This window comes from Citrobacter sp. Cb080, assembly GCF_030334745.1.
GTDB lineage: Bacteria > Pseudomonadota > Gammaproteobacteria > Enterobacterales > Enterobacteriaceae > Citrobacter > Citrobacter braakii.
This window is the reverse complement of sequence record NZ_JAOWDG010000083.1, coordinates 1-24,140: the sequence shown is the minus strand read 5'-3', so window position 1 is coordinate 24,140 and position 24,140 is coordinate 1. Positions and strand designations below refer to the sequence as shown.

Below are 24,140 nucleotides of genomic sequence, written 5' to 3'. Positions count from 1 at the left end.
GATGCGGGTTCAGGGCGCGTTTTGCAGGGACGCTACCTCGCGCCCGGCCCGGTAGCCTGGAGGAATAAACGGAGGGGACCGCGGAGCGGCAATTTTCCCGCCGGGAGCCGGGATTGTTAAGGGTACGGCGATAGTACCCTTAACACGTTCGCAGCTCGTATTGTCTCAGAGAAGTGATATCACTAAGGTGAACGTAGCAATACGCCGGAGGCAACAGATTCATTACCTCCGTAGGGCCACTCATCATCGTTAACTGACAAGCATTAGGGCTATGCCCCGGTTTTTTTATGGATGAAAGTTTTGCCATAGCTCGGGGTGCTTGTCCGGGCGTGAGATAAATTGGAAACGTGCCGGGTCCTCGATGAATTGCTGATAAACAGGTGCGGAGGTAATCGAGAATTCCGTATATTGTCTGGGCGTAACGGCCTGCAGTCGTCCAGGGATGTAACGCGGATTATGCTGCCAGATAACGTTGTTGCCCTGCAGCAGCGGATACCATGCCAGTCCTTTATGCGCACGCACGGCGTCGTACTCAAAACCATATTCACGATCGCACCACGCGCCAAAGGTTAACGGTACATCCGGGTCTGCGGATATAGTCGCATGCCCCCAACCGGGTGGTACCAGCACTTTCTCACCGGGTCCGGCAATTACAGCAAAACAGCGGCCTGGGTCGTCCTCAACATATTCCTGCATATAAATGATCGCTTTTCCCTGCCAGATTTCATAAAGCTCCGGCGGAGACCAGCCGCTGTGCTGACTAATACGATGAATATGTCCCTGACTACGCACCGGCTCTTCCCCCAGCCGTCCCGCCGCATAGGTCACCACGCCAAACAACAGCATCCGCTTTTTCAACTCTTCGCGATCCTGCATTCGCGCCACATCCATCGCTATGGCATACACTTCTTGCGGCCCTTCACAGTGCGGATCGCGCAGCGAGGCGCGAATCTGGTCGAGTTGACGAATCTCCGGCATCGGCCCGGTAACCTCATCCCCATAGCTAAAACCAAGCGGGTGATGATGGACCGTCATATCCAGGCCGTAAGAATGCGCTAAGTCACCCATTCTGTACCTCCTTCGCCTGAACCGTCTTATTTTCCTCAAAGACCCTTATTCTGAAGCCGCTGGCGAGCGCTGCATAATCATGACCCGCAATCCCTGGCCATACGGCGAGCGCCGACAGAACCCCTTTCCCGGTGTTGATTAACCGATGCGCGGTAAAGCCGGGGATAATGTGGACAGATCCCGCGAATACTTTTTCCAGCCTCGCGTCGCCCTGCTCAGTTTGCAACAGCAGCAAACCGGTGCCACGCAGACCAAAATAGACTTCCCCCTGTTCGCGGCGCGCATGGAAATGCCCGCGGGTCATAAAATACTCACAGCCGACCCGGCCAGGGTAAAGATGGGTAACGCCGGTGTAGAGTTCACCTTCAGCGGGAGACGTATCCAGCATCTCAACGTCATACACGACCTGCTCGCCAGTCAGCTGTTGACGGGCGTGTTCATCGGCAAAAACGTCTGGAAGATCCTCAATACGGGTGGATTTACGCAATAACAGGCCATCAGCTAAAGCGCCGCTTGCCCACGCCACCTGCGGTGGCTGGATAAAAGAAAGGTTCATATGTGTCTCCGGCCCGAGGAGAACAACAGGATCAGATTAGCAGATTAATCGATTAACCTGCTATCGCTATCTGCATATTGCGGGCCGGATCACAGCCTCAAGGTGCCAGCGTCAGTACCTCTGCCACCCACTGCTGGAACCCCTCAACGTCCAGCCCCAGCGCGACCTGGGCATTTGCCGGATGCCCTAAACGTCCTTCAATGTCCACCACCGTCGTACCCGAGGTATATTCCCCCTGGGTTTCAACCGCCACGAAGCACGGCTGCAGGGTAAACAGTTCCGGGCGCACCAGCCAGGCAATAGCGCACAGGTCGTGCATTCGTAGCCCCGTATTCATACTGCCGCTACGGTAATGGCTAAACAGCGCGTGCAGCATTTTTCCCGTCTGGTTAAGCTGCGGCAACGTCGCCAGATAGTCAGGGGTGAGCATGGCCTGATTAGTGACATCCAGCCCACACATCACAATCTCCAGCCCGCTCTGGAAGACTTTTGCGGCGGCCTCGGGATCAATAGCAATATTAAACTCGGCGTTTGGCGTGAAGTTCCCGCGCCCGGCAGAACCGCCCATAATCACCAGACGGTGAATGTTGAATATGCATTCAGGATAATGAGTCAGCAGCAGCGCAATGTTGGTCAGGGGGCCAATTGCCACCAGCGTCACAGGCTGCGGGGCATGCATCAACGCATCGCGAATGGCCTGGAAGGCGGGTTTTGCCATCACCTGGCGGTCGTGTTCGACAAATTCATACCCTTCCATACCTGATTCACCGTGTACGGAAGCGGCATCTCGCAGCGGTCTCACCAGCGGCATCGATGCCCCCTGCGCCAGTGGAATATCCGCATTCCAGAAGTGCAGCAGTTGCAATGCATTACGGGTGGTTTTTTCCACCGACACATTACCTGCTACCGTGGTCATCAGTTGCAGATCCAGCTCAGGGGCAAACAGCGCGGCGGCAATAGCGGCAGCATCATCAATGCCGGGATCGGTATCAAGAATGATCGGTAAGCGCATGGTTTCTCCATAAAAAAATGCCAGACGTTAAGTCTGGCATCTTCTCATAATCGTAACCGGAAAGACTTACTCTACTTCACGAACATCCACACGCAGCTCTTTCGGTACTTCGAAAACGATGTTTTCTTCACGCCCTGCCAGCGGAATAGCTTCCCCACCGCCAAGCTCCTGCAGGCGAGCAATCACGTTTTGCACCAGGATATCAGGCGCCGAGGCACCGGCCGTCACGCCCACGCACCTGGCTTCTTTCACCCACGCTTCCTGGATATCGGTCGCATCGTCAATCAGATACGCCGCTTTCCCCATTCGTTGGGCCAGTTCAGCCAGACGGTTGGAGTTAGAAGAGTTTTTCGAGCCGACCACCAGCACAACATCGGCCTGCTCCGCCAGCGCACGGACCGCTTCCTGACGGTTGGTCGTGGCATAACAGATATCGTCTTTGCGCGGCCCGACAATTTTCGGGAAACGGCTTCGCAACGCGTCAATGACGTCAGAGGTGTCATCAACGGAGAGAGTAGTCTGCGTCATGAAGGACAATTTGCCTTCATTTTTTACATTCAGTTTCAGCACATCTTCAGGTGATTCGACCAGATACATTCCCCCCTGCGGGTTACTGTACTGGCCCATCGTGCCTTCAACTTCCGGATGCCCGGCGTGACCAATTAAAATTGATTCTTCACCGCGACGGCTGGCGCGGGCAACTTCCATATGCACTTTCGTTACCAGCGGGCAGGTCGCATCAAAAACCGTGAGGTCGCGGCCTTTGGCTTCGTTACGCACCGCCTGAGACACGCCATGAGCGGAGAAAATCAGGATCGCGCCATCCGGTACTTCGCTGATTTGCTCAATAAAAATAGCGCCGCGCTCGCGCAGGCTATCCACCACATAGCGGTTATGCACCACTTCATGACGGACATAAATCGGTGCGCCGTAAATAGCCAGCGCGTTTTCCACAATGCTGATAGCGCGGTCTACGCCAGCGCAAAAACCGCGCGGGTTGGCCAACAGGATCTGCATTTTACGCCTCCAGTGCCGGTTCGACTTCCAGCACTTCAATATCAAAATGAACGGTATGCCCGGCCAGAGGATGGTTGAAATCAACCGTGATCGAGTCACCATTGATTTCGCGGATCACACCAGGCATCTCACTGCCGTCCATTGCGGTAAAGAGCATGATAGCGCCAATTTCTGGCTCGCCCGCGTCCATAAATTCCCGACGCGAGAAATACTGAATTAAGTCCGGGCTGGACACGCCGAAGGCGGCATCCGGCTCCAGAGCAAAAGTGGTTTTATCACCTTCTTTTAACCCCAGCAGGTGTTGTTCCAGTCCTTCAGACAGAGAACCGTCGCCCAGGCGAAACAGCGCAGGCTTGCCGTTATTGCGGGTTGACTCTGCGGTGGAGCCATCGTCGAGCTTAAGGGTGAAGTGCACCAGCACCGCACTGTTACTCTGTACTGATTTAGACATGCAGGTTGCTCTTTAAAATTGCTGCCGCCTGTTTGCCCGATAGCGCTACGCTTACCGGGCCCACAAGAATCGCAGTATATTGTAAGCCGGATTAGCATAGCGCCATCCGGCATTTTTTTATGCGGCTTTTTTCTCTTTCGACGGTAAGAAGCCTTCGAGGACAATCAATGCCGCACCGATACAGATCGCCGTATCGGCAAGATTGAATGTCGCGAAATGCCAGTCACCGACGTAAAAGTCAATCATATCAACCACGAAGCCGTGCCACAGGCGGTCGAACAGGTTGCCCAGCGCACCGCCAATGATTAACGCATACGCGATGTTGTTCAGCTTCTGCGTCGCCTTCGAGCGATACATCATCACCATCAGGATAACGCAGATACCAATGGCGATACCGGCAAAGAACCAACGTTGCCAGCCACCGCTGTCGGCTAAGAAGCTAAACGCCGCGCCATAGTTACGCGCGTAGTGCAGATTAAGCGACGGGAACAGCGACACCGTATCCCCCAGAGCAAAGTTCTGGAGGATCAGGTATTTGCTGCCTAAATCGATAATCAGCACGACTACCACCAGCCACAGCCAGCGTAGTCCTGTTGAACAAAGAGGCTTACTCATCAGGCAAACTTACGTTGTTCGCCATCACCGGCGATGTTGCTGACACAGCGTCCGCAGATATCTGCATGTTCCGCCACCTGGCCGACATCGGTAGTGTAATGCCAGCAGCGCGGACATTTCTCACCTTCGGCTTTGCTCAGTACGATTTTCAGACCTTTGAGCAGTTCGCTCTGCTGAGCATCAGCAGGAGCCGCTGCATAATCCGCAACCGTCGCACCGGAGGTCAGCAAAACAAAGCGCAACTCTTCGCCCAGCGCGGTCAGTTTCGCCGCCAGTTCTGGTTCAGCGTACAGAGTAACCGCCGCTTCCAGCGAACCACCGACTTTCTTATCCGCACGCGCCTGCTCGATGACCTTGTTCACTTCGCCGCGCACTTTCAGCAACTCGTCCCAGTAGGCGTCATTCATCGCTTCGGTTTCGCCTAAGCCAAACAGACCTTCGTACCATTCACCGGTAAAGACGTACTTCTCACGATCGCCCGGCAGGTAACCCCAGATTTCATCAGCGGTGAAGGACATGATCGGCGCCATCCAGCGTACCAGCGCTTCTGCAATATGGAACAGCGCAGTCTGGCAACTACGACGCGCCACGCTGTCCGCTTTCGCGGTGTACTGACGGTCTTTGATGATGTCGAGGTAGAACGAACCCATTTCTACAGAGCAGAAGCGCATCAGGCGCTGTACTACTTCGTGGAAGTCATAGGCTTCATAAGCTTTCAGGATCTCTTCCTGCGCCGCTTGCGCACAACCTACCGCCCAGCGATCCAGCACCACCATCTCTTCCGGTTTCACCATATCTTTTACCGGATCGAACCCATTCAGGTTCGCCAGCAGGAAGCGCGCGGTGTTACGGATACGACGATAGCTGTCGGCAGCACGTTTCAGGATTTCGTCAGAAACGGCCATTTCGCCGGTATAGTCGGTAGAAGCGACCCACAGACGCAGAATATCCGCGCCCAGTTTGTTCATTACGTCCTGCGGGCTTACGGTGTTACCGATAGACTTGGACATTTTACGACCCTGACCATCAACGGTGAAACCGTGGGTCAGTACCTGACGGTATGGCGCTTTGCCCTTCATTGCAGTGGAGATCATCAGAGAAGACATGAACCAGCCGCGGTGCTGGTCAGAACCTTCCAGATACATATCTGCCGCATGGCCTGCAAACTCAGGACGCACGTCCACAACGGATGAGTGGGTTGAACCGGAGTCGAACCACACGTCCAGCGTATCCGGGACTTTGACATACTGGTCAGCTTCATCGCCGAGGATATCTTTCGGATCGAGATCCCACCACGCCTGGATGCCGTCAACTTCAACGCGTTTGGCCACTTCTTCCATCAATTCGATAGCACGCGGATGCAGCTCTTCGGTGTCTTTGTGAACAAACAGAGACATCGGCACACCCCACGTACGCTGACGGGAGATACACCAGTCAGGACGGTTGGCAACCATCGATTCAATACGTGCCTGACCCCAATCCGGGATCCATTGCACGCCTTTGATCTCTTTTAGCGACTGCGCACGCAGACCTTTCTGATCCATGCTGACGAACCACTGCGGAGTCGCACGGAAGATGATCGGCGATTTGTGGCGCCAGCAGCACGGGTAGCTGTGCTGCATCTTCTCAACGTGCAGCAGAGCGCCTTTATCGCTCAGAAGCGCAACGATTTTGTCGTTGGCTTTAAAGACGTTCACACCGTCCAGATCCGGATAGGTACCCGCCAGATATGCGCCGTCCGGGCCAACCGGGTTAGCGATTTCCAGACCGTATTTCTGGCTAATGACGTAGTCATCCGGACCGTGGCCGCCGGCGGTATGGACCGCACCGGTACCCGCATCCAGCGTAACGTGATCGCCAAGAATAGCCGGCACGTCAAAGCCCATAAACGGATGGGTAAAGCGCAGCAGTTCCAGCTCGGCGCCTTTTACGGTGCCCAGAATAGTGTATTCAGCCGCACCAATACGCTGCATGACGCTTTCAACCAGATCCTTCGCCAGAATCACAGCCTGCCCGTCAATCTGCACCAGCGCATAGTCAAAATCAGGCGCCAGAGAGATTGCGCGGTTCGCCGGTAACGTCCACGGGGTGGTAGTCCAGATAACCAGTGAGATCGGGCCATTGACGTCAGAAACGCCAAATTTCGCTTTTACCGCGTCCTGATCGGCGGCGTGGAACGCAACGTCGATGGACGGGGAGGTTTTGTCATAATACTCAACTTCCGCTTCCGCCAGCGCGGAACGGCAATCAACGCACCAGTGCACCGGCTTCGCACCTTTGTGCAGGTGACCGTTACCGATGATTTTACCCAGCGCACGAATGATGTTGGCTTCAGTTTTGAAGTCCATGGTCAGGTACGGATGCGACCAGTCGCCCAGCACGCCAAGACGGATAAAGTCTTTACGCTGACCGTCAACCTGCGTCGCTGCGTATTCACGGCATTTGGCGCGGAACTCAGCGGCGGTGAACTTCTCGCCCGGCTTGCCGTATTCCTGCTCTACTTTCAGCTCGATAGGCAGACCGTGGCAGTCCCAGCCCGGAACGTAAGGCGAGTCGAATCCCGTGAGTCCTTTGGACTTCACGATAATGTCTTTCAGAATCTTGTTAACCGAGTGACCAATATGAATGCTGCCATTCGCATAAGGAGGGCCATCATGCAGAATGAAGGTTTTTTTGCCTTTTTTGGCCGCACGAATGATGCCGTACAGGTCATCATCAGTCCAACGCGCCAGCATTCCCGGTTCACGCTTGGCGAGATCGCCGCGCATCGGGAACCCTGTTTCCGGCAAATTCAGGGTTGATTTATAGTCACTCATCAGATTCTCGGTTCCGTATTTAAAACTCGTATAGGCATTAAGCCGGTTTTGTTAGCCCAAAAAATTCACGGGCAGTCAACTCATCACGCGCAATCTGCGCTTTTAGTTCATCCAGCGAGGCAAATCGCTGTTCGCTGCGTATTTTTTTACGCAGTACTACATCTATATGGCGACCATACAGGTCCATTACAACGTCCAATAGATGCACTTCCAACTGTTGGCGTACGCCTGCTACCGTCGGGCGTGTGCCGATGTTGGCGACGCCGGGGAAAGGTTTGTCACCCAGCCCCATTACTTCAACCGCATAAACCCCTTTCACCGGAGAAACCTGGCGACGAAGCGGTAAGTTTGCCGTCGGAAAACCGATAGTGCGCCCTAACTCGTCACCGTGAACTACGCGTCCTGAGATAGTAAAAGGATGCCCAAGCAGGCTTTCAGCCAGTTGCAGGTTATCTTCCGCCAGCGCCTGACGTACCGCGGTGCTGCTGATGCGCACACCGCCTTCACAGAAGGTTTGGGTGCTGGTGATATCAAAACCATACTCAGCGCCCGCTTCCTGTAATAACAAGAAATCGCCCGCACGGCTAGCGCCAAAGCGGAAATCATCACCAACGGCAAGAAATTGTACACCAAGGCGCTTCACCAGCAGATCGCTGATAAAGGTCTGCGCCGTTAATGCCGCGAAGCGCCTGTCAAAACGCACGCACAGCACGTAATCAACGCCGCACTCCGCCAGATAACGCAGTTTTTCCCGCAGGCGGGTGAGGCGCGCAGGTGACTTGTCCGTCGCAAACAGCTCCAACGGCTGCGGCTCGAAAATCATCACCATCACCGGTAAATTGCGTTTGCGCCCTTCTTCCCGTAAGCCCTGCAGCAACGCACGATGGCCACGGTGCACGCCGTCGAAATTACCAATAGTCAGCACACACCCATGCGGGGCCTGACTGAGATTATGTATGCCTCGTATCAGCTTCATGTCTGGCTCAAAACAGTGAAAATCGTGAAAGTATACCCTGTACCGCGTTCAACGTTAACCGGCGATTGTTTCTACGAAACAGAAAGAGGATGGTTTTCATCGTTATGAAACAAATTGACGCCCTTCACGGGCACACCAATGCAATTTTTCTCGTGGAAAGGCTGTATTCACGCCCCGCAAGCTGGTAGAATCCTGCGCCATCACTACGCAACGAGTGCTGCAATTTAAACGGCGCTTATTTGCACAAATCCATTGACAAAAGAAGGCTAAAAGGGCATATTCCTCGGCCTTTGAATTGTCCATATAGAACACATTTGGGAGTTGGACCTTGGCTAATATCAAATCAGCTAAGAAGCGCGCCGTTCAGTCTGAAAAGGCCCGCAAGCACAACGCTAGCCGTCGCTCTATGATGCGTACTTTCATCAAGAAAGTATACGCAGCTATCGAAGCTGGCGACAAAGCTACTGCACTGAAAGCATTTAACGAAATGCAACCGATCGTGGACCGTCAGGCTGCTAAAGGTCTGATCCACAAAAACAAAGCTGCACGTCATAAAGCAAACCTGACTGCACAGATCAACAAACTGGCTTAATCGCCTGCTTGTTGTCGCTTTGTGAAAAAACCCGCGCAAGCGTAGCACAATAAGCCCCATCATTTTTGATGGGGCTTTTTCATACTTTCAACCTGTCGCTATGCGATACAACCTGGGCTGAACCCGAATCTCTTTCCTCTTTTCGGCACTCAATACCTCCTGAATGTCTCAGGTCCTTCGCTCCACAGATAAAGCCAGTATCAGAAAGCATAAACTCTCCGCGGAACTCGTTATCTGGTTAATTATCGGAATGGGCTTCATTATGATCTCTACATCACCGATGCGGTGACAAAACTCGAGCTTGTTCTGGATGGCTCTCTGGCTGCCAACTCTATTAATCAGACCTGCTGGAAATTCTGTGATGCACCACTTGAGGCATTATTTCATCTAACCGGCTCATCACTGGACGCATCATCTTGCCGAACGACGGTTAACCGAGCTTTTCGGTGGCAAGATGACGCTCTCGCCTTATCCACCAAACGCATAATAAACTTAAGTTGCATTACGTAACGAAAAATATCATGAAGTCACTTTTTTACATATATATTCATGATTTTTGCAATTTTCGCTTGTATCGTACTTATTGCACTGGCATAGGATAAATCCTTTTTGTCCATGACTATCTTTTCCCGTTTCAGGATTTAAATACAAATTTTTTCCGCCATTATGAAGACGTAACTCTTCCCTGTAGAAAAACACTGTCAGGAGTACTAATACTGTAGTCAATACAAATGTCAGGAACGCTAAAATAACCCTCGCCTTATGCAGGGAGAGATTAACGGCAACGTCTGTTTTTTTGCCTTCGGTTTTTTTCTGAATTTCATAATGGGCACTGAGAATATCAGTGTCAGAAGGACAGGAAAATACCTCAGTGGCAGCAGGTTCATTTTTTTCAGCGCCTAATTCAGCAACCGGTGTAACGCTATAGGCCGGATTGATCTGGTAGCCCAGTCGGGGATGGGTAACGATTAAATCCGTCATCTCTATATCCCGCAAATCCCGCCGCAAGGCATAAATCGTCTGCAATAACGTACTATCGCTGGCGAATAAACCAAATTGTCCCCATACCTCATCGCAAATTTGCTTTTTTGTCGTTATATCTTGTTGGGTATGTGAGATGAGACACTTCAAACAGCGACCTTTCACGCCGGATAAATGAATACTTTCCCCATCCTTAAGATGATGAAGAACCATTTCACTTGTATCAAACAATAAATCATTTCCAATCATGAATGATGTAACCATTTGAAAATCCATTAACTATTGAGATGCGTTATTTTAGTACCAAAAATAATCATCTAACTGAGAGAATTGTCAAACCTGATGTAAAAAACCATAAAAAAATCTAAAAATAAGAAGGCAATGTCATAAAATGTAATATAAATTTACTTATTCAATCCAAAATAATAATTCACCTGATACACAATATTTATTTACTTATCTATGTTTTTTACACGATTGAGACAGCCGAAAATGTCCCCCTTTACAGGGGGACATGAGCGCTTACTTCGTAATACCTTTAAAATAGAACGGTCTCATATCAACAGTTTGCCGCGTCATTTCGCAGCCCAGCCCTTCGCGAGCCGCATTCACCAGCGGACCGCGATCCAAATCCGCCGTCCAGGTAAACAGGCCACCCAGGCCGCGGGATTTTACGTACTCGGCTTTGGCCTTCACGGTGCGCGGGGTATCCAGCGACATAAAGACTTTAGACTGTGGGTTATACAGGAAATCCGCATCCGCCACTTCATCGGTGTAAACAATAAAATTATTGCGACCGGTCTGGTTTTCCAGATCAAGATAATTTGCGATATGGTCGTACCATTCCGTTGAGCCGGATTCAAATGTTCCGACCGTCGTGCCGTATCCTGGCGTGTAAGTTCCTTTCAGCGGAGATACGCTCTGGATCGTCGCATCATGAGCATTACGGCTATAACCGGCATAACCGATAAAGACCTGTTTAAGCGGCACCCCAATCGACTCCAGATAATTAACGGCGGTCTCTACGCTCCAGTTATTCGCGCTGCCATTCGGGTAGAGATTGGTATGATGCGCCAGCTCGGTAGCCCACGGCGTACCAAAGAAGTCGTAGGTCATTAAATTAATGCCCCAGACCCCCGCATCAATGAGCGCTGGAATATTGGCTTTTTTCAGTTTCTCGATGTCACCAGCCGCGGCAACGCTAATTTTCACATCACTGCGATTGATTTTATTCAGCGCGGCTTTCACATCCTTAATCAAGGCAGCAAAATTTGGTGCATCAGTATCATCGTAGGTATTACCGGTATTTCCCGGTGCCCCCGGATATTCCCAATCCAGATCGATTTCGCTAAACATCGGGAATCGGGTGAACAGATCGGTCAGGCCGTCGCAGAATAGCGCGCGTTTATGTGGATCTTTAGCCATAAAGTGGAACGCCTGGCTCATGGTCCAGCCGCCGATACTCATTGAAAGATGGAGATTCGGGTTCTTTTTCTGTACATCGCGTAACCCCCCAGAACGCCCTGTGCATCGTACTGATGGAAAAGCGCCATGTAATCATTGCTTACCCAGCCCGCAAAGCCGCAGTTGCGATAGGAGGCAACATCTCCCCACGCATCGACAAAAGTGGGTTGCCATTGCGTACGCTGGAAGTCGACTGCGGCATTGTTGATGGTCGTCGCTTTCTCGCCGGTATCGCCGACAATCCCGCAGAAACCCAGCGTAATTTTATCGTAAGCAAAGGGGTCTAATAACGCCAGGTCAACGCCGCGCCCACAGCTGGAAGGCGCGAAATCACCATCGAGACGGCCGTCATATTGCGACCAGTCAGTCCAGTAACCGGACACTTTAAACTCGTTGGGCTTGTACTCGTTATAGGCTACCTTCGCAACACGCGCCGATGTATAGCTAAACTCATTGGTTTCCGTGGCCGCCACAAATCCGTTCTGCTCGTACTCTTTTGTACTGAGCGAATCATTTTGTACCAGTTTGCTGTTAGTCATAATGCTTACCTCGTTAATGAGTCATAGAAGAAATAGTGTGTCCCATCCGTCCGGTGGGACACCTATGTAATGCTCCCATTATGCGAGGGGTGCTAATCACAAACGCTTTGAAACCATGAGATATCGATTTGATGAGATCTCATTTTCTGTATAAAACAGGTTATGAGATAGGGTAAGAAGCGGGCTGGAGGGTCTCAGAAAATCTCTTTCTGTTTGATTTGCTACATCTTTTGCGTCGGTGCATCCACTTTGCTCAGCACTCACCAGTGACCCTGCCACAAGGTGGCAGGGTGCAGTGTACCGACTGGCCGAGTAACCCCCCCCCCACAATATGAAGTATGACGAGTGCGCCTTGATTATTTACCCGCAGAAATAAATAGTGCCGAGTAATCAGTATTGCAAATACGCTGCACCGCTGGATGCTGGATCATTCTTTCCGCAAATATGGCGTGATACTCCTCCATCACATTCTCTACGCGTCCAATTTCAACAATTGAATCATCGGCATAGAAATTGTGGGAATAAAGCGTAGGCGCAACAAAAATAGCATTATGCGTTGCGCCGAACGCTTTCATCAGCGCGGCGTCATCAAACTCACCAAGGATTTCAACGTTCAGCCCTTGGGAGTTAATCCAGTTCAGCAGCTTACGCCCGAGCATCGAACGGCGCCCAGGGATCAGCAATCGACGCTCTTCGAGGCAGGCCGGAAATGGTTTCTCAGGCAATGGCTGGGTGCACCAAAAGCTCACGCTGCATTCGCCAATCCGCACTGAGAACAACCCTTCCTGCTGCGTAGAATCGATCGGGCAGTCGGAGATAATCATATCCAGTTTATGCTGGCTGAGCTGATCAAGCAGCATCTCGTGCGTTGATTCAAAACAACGCAGATGGATTTGTTCATCTTCAACGACTGCGGCATTCAGCACGCTGCTGACCAGCTGTTTGGACAACGCATCCGCCACGCCGACATCGAACAGTAAATTCGACTCTTTGCGGTAGTTCACGATATCCAGCATTTCCTGGCTTAGCGTGAACATCTTATCCGCATAACGAAAAACCAATTCGCCTAATTCGCTGGGCTCCAGTCCACGCCCCTTCCGCTTGAACAACTTTCCCTGTAAGCGTTCCTCAAGCGCTTTAATCTGCCCGGTAATGGTCTGCGGTGTCAGATAAAGCGCCTCTGCTGCACCAACCACCGATCCTTCTTTATAGACATGCCAAAAGTAGTACAGGTGGTTGTAGTTTATATGAGACATACTCTCTCCCTGAAAATTGTCACGAAAGGGTTATCCCGTCAGGCTGCTGCGTTCAACCGGGTACGTAACCAGCAGTAACCTATTACCGCCGACAGCAAAGAACCGATCAGGATCCCCAGTTTCGCCCAGTTAATCAGCTCAGGATCGACGGTCCCAAACGCCAGGCTGGCGATGAAAATCGACATCGTAAAGCCAATGCCGCACAGAATGCCGACCGCCATAATTTGCTGGAAATTCGTTCCCTCCGGCAATTGCGCCACCCTGAAGCGTAACGCCAGCCAGCAAAAGAGGCTTATACCCAGTGGTTTCCCGATTAACAGGCCAGCAATGATCCCCAGCGGTAACACCGAGGTCAGTCCATCAATGGTGACGCCCTGCAGTGAGACACCCGCGTTAGCGAAGGCAAACAACGGTAGGATCAGATATGCCACCCACGGGTGCAGAACATGCTCCAGACGCTTCGCCGGTGAACGCCCGTGTTTTTCCTTCAACGGAATGAAGAAACCGACGATCACACCCGCCAGAGTTGCATGCACGCCAGACTTCAGTACGGCCGTCCACAGCACTACACCAACCAGAATATAAATACCGGTACGTCTTACACCGCACAGATTCAATGCTGCCAGGACAAGGATCGCGCACGCGGCAACGCCCAGCGACAGCAGCGAGAGATCGCTGGTGTAGAACAACGCGATGATCACAATAGCGCCGAGGTCATCGATTATCGCCAGCGCCATCAGGAAGATTTTCAACGCCAGTGGGACACGGCTGCCCAACAGCGCCAGCACGCCTAATGCAAAAGCGATATCCGTTGCCGCCGGGATCGCCCAACCCTCACGGGTGATAGGGTCAGCATAGTTGAATGCCAGATACAGCAGCGCCGGGACAATCATGCCCCCGATAGCGGCAATGATCGGAAACGCCGCCTGGCGCAGACTGGCCAGCGAACCTTGCATTAACTCGCGCTTCACTTCCAAACCGATCAACAGGAAGAACACCGCCATCAACGCGTCATTGATCCACAGCAGCATATTTTTGTTGATCTCAAGCGCGCCAACCCGCAGTTGAACGGGCGTTTCCAGAAAGGCGTGGTACCATCCACTGGTAACCCCGATATTTGCCATCAGCATAGCAACCACGGCAGCGATGATCAGAATGATGCCCCCCGGAGGCGTCACTACTAAAAAAACGATGCAGATGTTTCACTTTTATTCTCTCTATTGGGTGAATACTTCGTAAATACTATCTTACACCTTCAGAAAGCTCGTTAAAATTAGATTATTCATGATGAATAGATCGGTTTTTACGAACAAAAAAGCCCGAACAGATGTCGGGCATAGAGCGCAAAACACTGAGACCTAATCAGGCATACAGTCCCATTTTATAAACGCGGAAACTGGTGATGTCATAGCGATAGCCTACGCCATTCACTTCCTCGTTTTTATAGTAACCAGAGGTCATTGTCGCCTCAAAAAGCACCGACTTGGTTACCGGTTCAATTTCTTGCAGAAGCAAATTCCCCAATGCTTCATTTCCTTCCTGCGGGTCAATAATGTCGCTATCCCCCGGCTGGCAAGAGATAGCTCGGCCATTTTCGTCAAATGTGCAATCGCCGAAATGCACAACGATGTTGCCATTCTGCAACACCTCTTTGGCGCTTACACAACTACTATAACCGCGAGCTCCCAACTCCTTACCGTATTCAAAAGGGCGCATTACCGTCATTGCGTTCAAATCAACGATAAAGTGTACAACCCGGCTGTAATTATCTGGTGGAAGCAGGCTTTTACTATCAACACGAGAGCGATAGTTACCATTGTCGAATACCATAAATTCGACCATTCCTGGTTCGTCATTAGCCACTTCAGTCACATTGTGTTGTCCCCACGACCAAAAATCACGGTTTGCCGCATCCACATCATCCTGATTGCTGAAGTCATAAAGAGGGACACCATCACTGTCGACCGGAGTCAGAAGGTAAGGCTTATACTCCTCGCTCCAATCTTCATGCGTGGACATAATAAACTGCAGCGATTCAGTCTCGAGGCTGATGCCAAAAACAGCGCTCTGATGACGACCTGAAGCGATCAGCAAACTATTCGTTTCATTAACATAGCTTTGGTTGATATGCAGCCAGTCCTGAGCGGTCGGATCTTCACCAGGTGCCGTCCCCGTTGGTCTCGCTGTACGTGAGGTATCAAGAATAGCGGCCATGTCGTAATAGGCAATTTCCAGCCCGGTAGATAAATCCACAACTGAGACGCCATCTTCATTAGTCTTCAGTGAATCTGGTCTGCCCGAGGTATATTCGGAAGGCGCGACGATGGTATTACTGTCCCATTGCCAAATTGAGTGGTGGAATTGGTTATCCAGAATATAAAAAGTATACAGCCGTCCCATCATGTCGAACTCATACATCTCAAGGTAGGTGTTTTTAGCTTCTGATGTAGCCAAGAAATGACCGTTATCAATGCGCACCAAATTGAATGACGGGAAGTCCTGTGTCGCGTACCAACGCACCACACCATCCTGATCCAGAGCATAGTTATAGCGGTCGAAATGCGTAATGAAATAGCAGCCCGGAGCAATCAGGTCGGCGTCAGTCACTGGTTGAGTCACATTGATAACAGGAAACCCTAACTGCACATCTGCAGAATCCGTTGCAGGTAAAGGTTGGGTTGCTATCGTATAAGTGGCGATAACGACTTCATCAACCAAAATAGCCAGTTGGTTATCGACATCTGCCACTAGGCCAAGTACAGGCAACAGATTCGCCCCCACATTCAACGTAAAATCTTGCACGACTTGTATCGCGCTTTGCGCCAGATCCTGAATTTTCAGCGTTACAGTACGTTCTTCAGCACTCCAAACACCGGCATATGCACTTAAAGGGGCTGTACCATAAGGGTTTAGAACAATGACCGCATTTTCCAACGTATTCTCATCAGTGATCCGAGCCAGACAATCTTGATAAACAGCTGTATGACTGAGAACCATCTCATTATTGCTGTCAATCTCCTGATTAACAGCGGGACGAGGTGTAGGCAACTTAATATCGGGGGAAATAATCTTTTTCATTATGCGTGTCCAATTTATTCATTTCATCGTTCCACAGCGGAACAACAAAATAAATACACTGGGGATGTATCAATCAGGTAATCAAAAAGTATCAATTAATATCAATAAAAACATTCCGTAATCGCATTATATTTTTATTATATTCAAATTTTAAATAATTCAGTACGACCGTAACATTGGCAGGAGACAGGCGGCTAAGCTGAAAGAAAAACGGATGCGTATGCAAAAACTGAATAAATTTAGTGCTGCCCGTTAAGGTAGCGTAGCGTAGCATACTCGTTTTTTTATTTCCTGTGAGGTTACATACGGCTTTAGAGTAACCGCGTGTTGAGAAGGCTCGCCAGACATTATTACGTATTCCGCCACTAAGGAACACTCGATAAGGAAAGTCTTTATCCGGAGGTGAAACCCCCATTTCTCTTACAAATGATATATGACAACGACCTTGCCGCACAGATTGCAGATTAGCCATCATACATCCTCCTAATATAAAACACTCATGATCGATGTCGTGCTGAACATTGAGGGAGTGCTCATCCGTAAGCTCTTTGACCAGCTCAAAATGCCGGTACGCGGGAAGAACCGGTTTTACCAACATCCCGGGATCGTTTTTGTAAAGCGTGGCGGGACCATAGTCGATATCAAATAGGGTATTTCGCCGCATCGTCATGAGTTCTTTGCGTTGGACAAGATGCGCTAACGTCCCAGGCGGCAGACGTTCCTCGTATTCAGAAATGTACTGATATTCGTTTTCGACAGGCTGCGTGGAATAATTAGTTGTCACAGCGATAACCCTGCCACTGCCCTCTTCTGCCGTAACCAGAGCATACAAACTGTTGTCGCCGCCATTAAATTTAACCCGAAAAGCGCACGTACTCATCGCCAGATCAAACGCAGGAAAAACGAACTCTCGTTCAGCCTCATTTACCTTGCGGGATAATTTTTGTAGCGCACGGTTTAGACCCGTGCTGTCTAATGAAAGTGTCGCTCTAATATCAGACAACGAAGCGCCTTCCTGGATAAGTCTGGCAAGGTTTTCCTGACGGATATCTGCCTTATGTTCTCCTGGGGAAACGAACGTTTTGTGGCACTCAAGGCAGTATAGTCGCGCCTCTCTTTGAGCGGAAAATCCATATTTTTTCAGTGATGAACTACCGCAGCCAGGACAAGCTTTAATCAATCCCTTCCAGGCCTGGTTTGCCGACTGACGGAAGAGATTGAGCGAGTACTCAGAAATGATGGGGAACAAAAATCCACATTCTCTACACAGAATCTCCTTCCCTTGGGTTAAATAATCCGGACTATTTAATATACCCATATTTTTACAAGTAGGTGTTTTACAGGCATCAACATTGATTCGAGAAAACATATTCACTCCCTGCGAATATTACTATCACACAAATATTGTTTTTATCTCTGCTGGCGAAATATTATTTTCATAGAGCGTTTTCATCGCCCCCATCGCTAGTGCAGTATGGGAAAAAAACAACTGATAACCAGCACATAAAAAGTTCTGATTCGATACTCCTGAGACTGAGGGGAGAAATCGGTGTTTAGGACATCCCCCATTGCAAGCAAACCGCCACTGACAGGAGTAACATTCTTGCGCCATGGTACGGCTTTTATCATTGCCGAATTGCCGATTTTGCTCACTATTGTTCATCGCACGCACCGTTGTATGCTGAATATTCCCTAGTTTGTACTGCGGATAGACAAAGTGATCGCAGTTATAAACATCACCATTCATTTCCATTGCGAATGCACTGCCGCACGTTGGAGAAAACACGCACACATGCGGAGGTAATCCGCACCAGGCAGCCAGCGTCTGCTCAAATATCTGTATGCCAATATTACCAATATCCTCACGGATCCAGATATCAAAAATAGCATTGAGAAAATGGCCGAATTCAAGTGAGTCAACGGACCACGGCATCATTTTCGTTTGTTTATCACAGGGTGCAGCCAACTCGGCATCGCTGTTGTCACTACGCCTCTCCACTAATGGAATAAACTGCATATACTGGCTACCAATGCTTTTCAGATATTGGTAAACCTGCAGTGGATGAGACATATTAGTGTGGTTAACCACCGTCAGCGTATTAAACTCAACGCCGTGACGTACCAGGCGTTTAATGGCCTGCTCCACTTTCTCATGTGTCGGTTTACCCGAACGAGTAACACGCCATTCATCATGTAGCGCGGCGTCACCGTCAACAGAAATCCCCACCAGAAAATCATTCTTCTTGAAAAACTCAGCCCATTCTTCGTCGATCAAAACGCCATTAGTCTGAAAGGTATTTACTATGGTTCTCCCCTCAGCGTAACGCTGCTGAAGTTCAATCGCCCGCTGGTAAAACGCGCGCCCCATCAGAGTCGGTTCTCCACCTTGCCATGCAAAAATGACGTCATCCACATCCTGTGCGGCAATGTGTTGCTTGATGAATAATTCAAGCATTTCATCTGACATTTTGAAATTTGCTTTTCTGTCTGGATAGAGCTTCTCTTTTTCCAGGTAAAAACAGTATTTGCAGTCCAGATTGCATACTGATCCTGTCGGCTTAACCATTACCTGACAACTTTTCCTTTGCATCACGGAGGTCCATAAATAAAAGAACCCGGCTCAGCATAAAAATACTGAGCCAGGCGGGCATAGCCCTAAGTGGCATACTCTATTTTTTTGTTGTTATCCGATTAACCCCAGGTTACTGGCGTCGGTTTTTCACCTCGGGCTTTCATTAAGGAATCGTTATCAATATCCTTTTTGTACTTCAGGAACTTACCGTACAGTTGTTTTTCGATATCAGGCTGCTTGCCAATCTGATTAAGGGTTTCAAAACGATCTTTTTTCAGGTTGTAGAGGTATTTAGGTTTATTTTCGCGATTGATGATCATTTTCCAGTCACCATCGCGAATAGCCCACTCATCCGTTGGATCATCCTGGAATGGCATATCAATACCAAAAATGAGTGGCTTCTGACGCGCTAATGTTTTCTGTTCCAGTAATGGCACCAGAGACTGCCCATCGTAGGTACGATCTGTTGGCAGTTTAAAATCCATCATATTTGCCAGCGTCGGCATCCAGTCGAGACCATAAACCGGCGTATCCGTTACCATCCCCTGCGGAATATGTTTACCATACTTGATGATTGCCGGAACACGGATGCCGCCTTCCCACAAATTGTCTTTACGACCGCGAAGCCCATCCGTTTCGCCCGCCAGGTTCAGTTCATACACTTTACGAGCCTCGCGTGTGACCGGTCCGTTATCGCTGGTAAAAATGACAATGGTGTTATCTTCTTCACCCATTGCCTTAATCTTGTCCATTACTTTACCGACCTGGGCATCCATATAGCTGATATTGGCGTAATATTCTCCCGTGCCGCGCCACGGTTTATCAGCCCAATCTCCGTAGAACAGATCCGGATGCTGTTTCTGGTAGTCGCTCATGTTTTGTGAATACATATCGAGATACTTTTTCGGCGATGCCAGTGGGCTATGAACTTCTGTGAAGGCGACGTATAAGAAAAACGGCTTATCATCTTTCTTATTGTCCAACCAGTTCACAACTTCAGAGCTTACTAATTCTCCACTGAAGGTCTCTGCTCTACCAATCGGCTTGCCATTACGCACAAAACCGGTTGGATGTACCATGCCATGACGCGGGCGCTCTGTTGCGGTATCTAAAGTTGAGTCCGTTACGAACCCGGCAGCATTCACCAGGGTGTAATCGAATCCCATATCGTTCGCTTGCGGCTGATCGGTGCGATCTCCTCCGGCATTCAGGTGTAATTTGCCCATTATCGCCGTGTCGTAGCCCTGCTCTTTCAGCAGATTGGCAATCGTCAATTCATTGCGTCCTAATGCGACGTCTTTCCCTTCAGGGATCCATGAGCGTATCCCGGTACGAAACGGCATACGCCCCGTTAATAAACCAGCACGAGAAGGAGAACACAGCGGCGCAGGTGCATAGTAGTCGGTAAATTTCACCCCTTCCTGCGCCAGCTTGTCGATATTAGGGGTTTTGACGATTTGATGGCCATAAGTCGCGAGATCGCCATAGCCTAAATCGTCAGCAAGAATGATGACTAAGTTAGGACGTTTATCCGTAGCAGCCTGCGCGGTTGACGATACGCTTCCGGCACATAAGGCCAGACCGATCATACTGGCAACAACAGTTCTTTTCATTTCAACTCCTTTGAATTATCACATCACCAATTACGCAATAAACTTGCCAAAAGGCTTAATATTTTCGGTTGATTTCTGGCACTCACTATTACATCAGCATGCAATAAAGAGTGATTGAAAAAAATAAAGAAACAAATACATTCGCAGGCGCTATATTAATAATTAAAATATCATTTTTATTTATATAAACTTACCAGAAAATTCTATTAAAAAACTGCACAATAACAAGTGACGAAGATCCCAAACACATCCCTCACCCTCTCTATATCTCGTTAATGTCAGCATATGTTGTTTTCTCGGCACTAAGTTGCTAATAGCGAATAAGTCATACAAAAAGAATATCAAAAGCATCGATAAAAAATATTCGCGTTACTCCGGTAACACGCCTTATATTCAAAAAAACATAAAGTTAGCATAAAAAAAACAACACCTCCCGACACTTTCTCAAATTAATATTCGAACACTGGTATTTTTGCGACACCTATCACTCACAAACAAAACATCAACCAATAGACTTCCTTTTTTTCAAAAGCATTACACTTTATTATTTTCTTTACCTCACGGAGCTGAGCATGAACAAAAAATACATTAATAGTCTACTTGGTGCATGCCTTATCTTAGCCTGTTTTAATGGTCATTCAGCTGAACTAAAACGCGTATATGGGAAAATTAGTCTCGGGTATGGTGACTGGAATAAAGGTTTCGTAAACGTCGATCGTGGTGAAGTGTGGAAAGCGGTGGCTGATTTTGGCGCCGTTTTCGACAGAGGTGAATTTGCTTCATTTTACGAAATGAACGTTCTCAACCATCCAGTCGAAGGACGGAACCACGTTACTCAGTTTCTCGGACATTATCGTCCGATAGAAGGTTCTGATTTTACGTTGATGACCAAACTCTATATGTCGATGGAGAACACGTTTGGTGATGAATTGAATATGATGTATGGGGTCGGCTACCTTGGTCTGGTAGAAAAATCATGGTTCATTAAACCCTATGTGGCTATACACAATTTATCCAACGACTATACGTCAAAAAAATACGGTCAGGCTACTGGCCTTAACGGATATGTACTTGGTTGGGTTGCGGCATATAATTTTGAAATGTTTAACGAAAAATTTGCTGTTTCCAACTGGAATGAAATTGAAATGGATCGTAATGATGCCTATGCAGAGCAACAAGGTGGACATACTGGTCTGAATGGCGCAGTGACTTTCACATGGAAATTTATACCTAGCTGGACTGCATCGGTATCCTATCGTTACTTTAATAATAAATTAGGTTATAAAGATTATGGTGACCGTATGAATTATATGATTGGCTTCGAGTTCTGATTACTATCAAAATAAATAAAAAAGTAATAACCCAGTTTGAAACTCTGCATCCGATATATCAGATGCGGTGAGGTGTAATTGTCAATATATCGAATAAATGGAATATGAATATGAATGTGAAGAATAAATTCTCGCTGTCCCTCTTGTCTTTATGTATTGGTTTATCATCTGCTATAACCTTTACTGCAGATGCCAGAGACATTACCATTTACTACACAAATGATTTGCATGCTCACGTTACACCAGGGATTATTCCTTCTGTGTCGAAGACACGTGAGGTAGGAGGATTTGCTCCTATCTCTAAAATAGTTAAGGATGCCAAAGAAAAAGATAAAGATGTTTTTTTCTTTGATGCAGGTGACTATTTTACTGGCCCTTATATCAGCACCTTAACCAAAGGTGAAGCCATTATCGATATTTTGAATACCATGCCCTATGATGCCGTTTCGGTAGGAAATCATGAGTTTGACCATGGACATGAAAATCTAGTCACACAACTGAGTAAACTTAAATTTCCGGTACTGCTCAACAACGTGTTTTACAGCAATAGTGATAAACCATTAATTAAAACACCTTATACCATCGTCGAAAAAAATGGTTTGAAAATTGGTGTTATTGGGATGCACGGCGTTTCGGCATTTTATGAAGCAATTGCCGCAGGCGTCCGTGAAGGTGTTGACTGCCAGGATCCCGTACCGTATGTGAAGAAACAACTGGAAGAATTGAAAGGGAAAGTTGACCTGACAGTACTGCTCGCGCATGAAGGTGTACCGGGTCGTCAATCCAGCGGTGGTGATGAAGACGTTGCCCGTGCGCTGAAAGCTGACGTTGAAATGGCTAAAACGCTTGAAGGCTACGGGTTGAACGTGATGTAGCCCCCTGAAACACCGGACAGTAGCTGTATCTCCAGATAAGAGATAGGCTTGAATATATGTCTAACACTAACGCCAATTTTGAGATGACCGGGATCCTGTTAGGGCAAGAAGTCCGTAAACGTAAAACTCCTCAGGAGAAGATCGCCATTATCCAGCAGACGATGGAGCCGGGTATGAATGTCTCCCATGTCGCCCGCCTGCATGGTATCCAGCCCAGCCTGCTGTTTAAGTGGAAGAAGCAATATCAGGAAGGCAGCCTCACCGCCGTTGCGGCTGGAGAGGAAGTCGTTCCTGCTTCTGAGCTTACTGCTGCTCTGAAGCAGGTCCGGGAGCTTCAGCGCCTTCTGGGCAAGAAGACGATGGAAGTTGAGATCCTGAAAGAAGCCGTGGAGTACGGTCAGTCGCGAAAATGGATAGCGCACGCGCCCTTGTTGCCAAAGGACGGGGAATAGCCATGGTCTGCCGGACCATGGGCGTGTCGCGTGCGCAACTGTCACTGCGGATTAACCGTTCTGCCGACTGGCAGGACAGGCGCTGTAACCGGCGTAATGAAGAAGCAGACGCAGAAATACTGTCGGCTATCCTCAACATTATCAGCGATATGCCGAGTTATGGTTATCGACGCGTGTGGGGCATCCTGCGCAAGCAACGTCGCACAGAGGGACAGCTACCTGTGAATGCCAAACGGCTTTACAGGATAATGCGTGAGCATAACCTGTTGTTGTTGCATCACAAACCAGAGCGACCGAAGCGTGAACATAAGGGCAAGATAGCGGTGGCAGAAAGCGATATGCGCTGGTGTTCAGATGGCTTCGAGTTCGGCTGCGACAACGGCGAAAAACTGCGGGTAACGTTCGCGCTGGACTGCTGCGACCGTGAGGCCATAGACTGGGCAGCAAGCACGGGAGGCTATGACAGTTCGACCGTGCAGGATGTGATGCTGAGGTCGGTGGAAAAGCGCTTCGGCGACAGGTTGCCCGACACAGCGGTGCAGTGGCTGACGGATAACGGTTCAGCGTATACCGCGTATGAAACGCGGAGGTTCGCGAGAGAGCTGAATCTGGAGCCCTGCACAACAGCGGTGAGCAGCCCGCAGAGTAATGGCATGGCCGAACGGTTCGTGAAAACGATGAAAGAAGACTATATCGCGTTCATGCCAAAACCGGATGTGAGAACAGCACTGCGAAACCTTGCAGTAGCGTTCACGCATTACAATGAAAACCACCCGCACAGCGCGCTGGGATATCACTCCCCGAGGGAATACCGGCGGCAGCGGACATCGTTAACTTAAGATACAAAAGCTGTTCGGAGATGGAGGGTCAAGATCA

At 49.3% G+C, this 24,140-nt stretch carries 19 protein-coding genes and 4 pseudogenes; 5 read left to right on the top strand and 18 right to left on the bottom strand.

Annotated elements, in window-relative coordinates; genetic code table 11:
- Positions 1 to 285: 285 nt before the first annotated feature.
- From OGV38_RS22315 to OGV38_RS22275, 9 genes and pseudogenes are all read right to left on the bottom strand, one after another.
- Entirely contained in the window at positions 286 to 1,068 is a 783-nt protein-coding gene (locus tag OGV38_RS22315; RefSeq protein ID WP_047414458.1) for a glucose-6-phosphate isomerase family protein, read from the bottom strand.
- Positions 1,061 to 1,624: a glucose-6-phosphate isomerase family protein gene (locus OGV38_RS22310; protein ID WP_286475084.1), complete on the bottom strand. Its 564-nt coding sequence runs from the start codon at positions 1,622 to 1,624 to the stop codon at positions 1,061 to 1,063. The genes OGV38_RS22315 and OGV38_RS22310 overlap by 8 nt, the downstream gene beginning before the upstream one ends.
- A gap of 97 nt (positions 1,625 to 1,721) precedes the next feature.
- Entirely contained in the window at positions 1,722 to 2,636 is a 915-nt protein-coding gene (gene rihC / locus OGV38_RS22305; protein WP_016155659.1) for a ribonucleoside hydrolase RihC, read from the bottom strand.
- 66 nt (positions 2,637 to 2,702) lie between these two features.
- On the bottom strand, positions 2,703 to 3,653 hold the full coding sequence (gene ispH / locus OGV38_RS22300) for a 4-hydroxy-3-methylbut-2-enyl diphosphate reductase (RefSeq protein ID WP_016155658.1): 951 nt from the start codon (positions 3,651 to 3,653) through the stop codon (positions 2,703 to 2,705).
- Between the two features lies 1 nt (position 3,654).
- Entirely contained in the window at positions 3,655 to 4,104 is a 450-nt protein-coding gene (gene fkpB / locus OGV38_RS22295) for an FKBP-type peptidyl-prolyl cis-trans isomerase (protein ID WP_003018929.1), read from the bottom strand.
- 117 nt (positions 4,105 to 4,221) lie between these two features.
- A complete protein-coding gene (gene lspA, locus OGV38_RS22290) occupies positions 4,222 to 4,719 on the bottom strand; it encodes a signal peptidase II (protein WP_003018932.1) in 498 nt (165 codons plus the stop codon).
- The gene (gene ileS, locus OGV38_RS22285) at positions 4,719 to 7,535 is read right to left on the bottom strand and encodes an isoleucine--tRNA ligase (RefSeq protein WP_016155657.1); all 2,817 of its coding nucleotides are present in this window, start codon (positions 7,533 to 7,535) and stop codon (positions 4,719 to 4,721) included. The genes lspA and ileS overlap by 1 nt, the downstream gene beginning before the upstream one ends.
- 37 nt (positions 7,536 to 7,572) lie before the next feature.
- Complete coding sequence (gene ribF / locus OGV38_RS22280; RefSeq protein ID WP_016155656.1) at positions 7,573 to 8,511, bottom strand: bifunctional riboflavin kinase/FAD synthetase; 939 nt, start codon at positions 8,509 to 8,511, stop codon at positions 7,573 to 7,575.
- Positions 8,512 to 8,518: 7 nt separating this feature from the next.
- Positions 8,519 to 8,734 (bottom strand): annotated as a pseudogene (locus tag OGV38_RS22275) (DUF2575 domain-containing protein).
- Positions 8,735 to 8,839: 105 nt separating this feature from the next.
- Between OGV38_RS22275 and rpsT the strand changes: the two are divergent.
- Both rpsT and OGV38_RS22265 read left to right on the top strand, forming a co-directional pair.
- Positions 8,840 to 9,103 (top strand): 30S ribosomal protein S20, encoded by a 264-nt coding sequence (gene rpsT, locus OGV38_RS22270; RefSeq protein ID WP_003018940.1) that lies wholly within the window; start codon positions 8,840 to 8,842, stop codon positions 9,101 to 9,103.
- Between the two features lie 68 nt (positions 9,104 to 9,171).
- Positions 9,172 to 9,512, top strand: a pseudogene (locus tag OGV38_RS22265) (transposase domain-containing protein); the annotation flags it as partial.
- 110 nt (positions 9,513 to 9,622) lie between these two features.
- On the opposite strand, the gene OGV38_RS22260 reads toward OGV38_RS22265, so the two are convergent.
- From OGV38_RS22260 to OGV38_RS22220, 9 genes and pseudogenes are all read right to left on the bottom strand, one after another.
- Positions 9,623 to 10,333, bottom strand: a complete 711-nt coding sequence (locus OGV38_RS22260) for a winged helix-turn-helix domain-containing protein (protein ID WP_286475081.1) — start codon at positions 10,331 to 10,333, stop codon at positions 9,623 to 9,625.
- Positions 10,334 to 10,606: 273 nt separating this feature from the next.
- Positions 10,607 to 11,551 (bottom strand): glycosyl hydrolase family 18 protein, encoded by a 945-nt coding sequence (locus tag OGV38_RS22255; RefSeq protein ID WP_286475078.1) that lies wholly within the window; start codon positions 11,549 to 11,551, stop codon positions 10,607 to 10,609.
- Positions 11,548 to 12,087 carry a hypothetical protein gene (locus OGV38_RS22250; protein WP_286475076.1) on the bottom strand — a complete coding sequence of 180 codons (540 nt, stop codon included), beginning with the start codon at positions 12,085 to 12,087 and terminating at the stop codon, positions 11,548 to 11,550. Before OGV38_RS22250 ends, OGV38_RS22255 begins: the two co-directional genes overlap by 4 nt.
- A 356-nt stretch (positions 12,088 to 12,443) precedes the next feature.
- Positions 12,444 to 13,343 carry a transcriptional activator NhaR gene (gene nhaR / locus OGV38_RS22245; RefSeq protein ID WP_016155652.1) on the bottom strand — a complete coding sequence of 300 codons (900 nt, stop codon included), beginning with the start codon at positions 13,341 to 13,343 and terminating at the stop codon, positions 12,444 to 12,446.
- Between the two features lie 38 nt (positions 13,344 to 13,381).
- Positions 13,382 to 14,549, bottom strand: a pseudogene (gene nhaA / locus OGV38_RS22240) (Na+/H+ antiporter NhaA).
- 156 nt (positions 14,550 to 14,705) lie between these two features.
- Positions 14,706 to 16,421 (bottom strand): aryl-sulfate sulfotransferase, encoded by a 1,716-nt coding sequence (locus OGV38_RS22235; protein ID WP_269518529.1) that lies wholly within the window; start codon positions 16,419 to 16,421, stop codon positions 14,706 to 14,708.
- A gap of 91 nt (positions 16,422 to 16,512) precedes the next feature.
- Positions 16,513 to 17,790 carry an IS1/IS1595 family N-terminal zinc-binding domain-containing protein gene (locus OGV38_RS22230; RefSeq protein WP_286475072.1) on the bottom strand — a complete coding sequence of 426 codons (1,278 nt, stop codon included), beginning with the start codon at positions 17,788 to 17,790 and terminating at the stop codon, positions 16,513 to 16,515.
- A 24-nt stretch (positions 17,791 to 17,814) separates the two neighbouring features.
- Entirely contained in the window at positions 17,815 to 19,014 is a 1,200-nt protein-coding gene (locus OGV38_RS22225) for an anaerobic sulfatase maturase (protein WP_100250040.1), read from the bottom strand.
- 98 nt (positions 19,015 to 19,112) lie between these two features.
- Positions 19,113 to 20,606 carry a sulfatase family protein gene (locus OGV38_RS22220; RefSeq protein WP_080859392.1) on the bottom strand — a complete coding sequence of 498 codons (1,494 nt, stop codon included), beginning with the start codon at positions 20,604 to 20,606 and terminating at the stop codon, positions 19,113 to 19,115.
- Positions 20,607 to 21,178: 572 nt separating this feature from the next.
- Here OGV38_RS22220 and OGV38_RS22215 point away from each other — a divergent pair.
- From OGV38_RS22215 to OGV38_RS22205, 3 genes and pseudogenes are all read left to right on the top strand, one after another.
- Positions 21,179 to 21,937, top strand: a complete 759-nt coding sequence (locus tag OGV38_RS22215) for an outer membrane protein OmpK (protein ID WP_047414475.1) — start codon at positions 21,179 to 21,181, stop codon at positions 21,935 to 21,937.
- Positions 21,938 to 22,047: 110 nt separating this feature from the next.
- Positions 22,048 to 22,809: pseudogene (locus OGV38_RS22210) on the top strand (bifunctional metallophosphatase/5'-nucleotidase); the annotation flags it as partial.
- A gap of 86 nt (positions 22,810 to 22,895) precedes the next feature.
- Positions 22,896 to 24,103, top strand: a protein-coding gene (locus OGV38_RS22205) for an IS3 family transposase (RefSeq protein WP_117086587.1) whose coding sequence is annotated in 2 segments (ribosomal slippage) — positions 22,896 to 23,217 and positions 23,217 to 24,103 — 1,209 coding nt in all. Because the reading frame shifts where the segments join, the coding sequence is not laid out codon by codon here.
- Positions 24,104 to 24,140 lie beyond the last annotated feature (37 nt).

What these genes read in the sequence shown, in the direction of transcription:
- ribF (WP_016155656.1), bottom strand. Translation starts at nt 8,511, where the DNA reads ATGAAGCTGATACGAGGCATACATAATCTCAGTCAGGCCCCGCATGGG.
- OGV38_RS22250 (WP_286475076.1), bottom strand. Translation starts at nt 12,087, where the DNA reads ATGACTAACAGCAAACTGGTACAAAATGATTCGCTCAGTACAAAAGAG.
- OGV38_RS22255 (WP_286475078.1), bottom strand. Translation starts at nt 11,551, where the DNA reads ATGAGTATCGGCGGCTGGACCATGAGCCAGGCGTTCCACTTTATGGCT.
- lspA (WP_003018932.1), bottom strand. Translation starts at nt 4,719, where the DNA reads ATGAGTAAGCCTCTTTGTTCAACAGGACTACGCTGGCTGTGGCTGGTG.
- OGV38_RS22220 (WP_080859392.1), bottom strand. Translation starts at nt 20,606, where the DNA reads ATGAAAAGAACTGTTGTTGCCAGTATGATCGGTCTGGCCTTATGTGCC.
- OGV38_RS22235 (WP_269518529.1), bottom strand. Translation starts at nt 16,421, where the DNA reads ATGAAAAAGATTATTTCCCCCGATATTAAGTTGCCTACACCTCGTCCC.
- ispH (WP_016155658.1), bottom strand. Translation starts at nt 3,653, where the DNA reads ATGCAGATCCTGTTGGCCAACCCGCGCGGTTTTTGCGCTGGCGTAGAC.
- nhaR (WP_016155652.1), bottom strand. Translation starts at nt 13,343, where the DNA reads ATGTCTCATATAAACTACAACCACCTGTACTACTTTTGGCATGTCTAT.
- OGV38_RS22315 (WP_047414458.1), bottom strand. Translation starts at nt 1,068, where the DNA reads ATGGGTGACTTAGCGCATTCTTACGGCCTGGATATGACGGTCCATCAT.
- OGV38_RS22310 (WP_286475084.1), bottom strand. Translation starts at nt 1,624, where the DNA reads ATGAACCTTTCTTTTATCCAGCCACCGCAGGTGGCGTGGGCAAGCGGC.
- fkpB (WP_003018929.1), bottom strand. Translation starts at nt 4,104, where the DNA reads ATGTCTAAATCAGTACAGAGTAACAGTGCGGTGCTGGTGCACTTCACC.
- rihC (WP_016155659.1), bottom strand. Translation starts at nt 2,636, where the DNA reads ATGCGCTTACCGATCATTCTTGATACCGATCCCGGCATTGATGATGCT.
- OGV38_RS22260 (WP_286475081.1), bottom strand. Translation starts at nt 10,333, where the DNA reads ATGATTGGAAATGATTTATTGTTTGATACAAGTGAAATGGTTCTTCAT.
- ileS (WP_016155657.1), bottom strand. Translation starts at nt 7,535, where the DNA reads ATGAGTGACTATAAATCAACCCTGAATTTGCCGGAAACAGGGTTCCCG.
- OGV38_RS22215 (WP_047414475.1), top strand. Translation starts at nt 21,179, where the DNA reads ATGAACAAAAAATACATTAATAGTCTACTTGGTGCATGCCTTATCTTA.
- OGV38_RS22230 (WP_286475072.1), bottom strand. Translation starts at nt 17,790, where the DNA reads ATGTTTTCTCGAATCAATGTTGATGCCTGTAAAACACCTACTTGTAAA.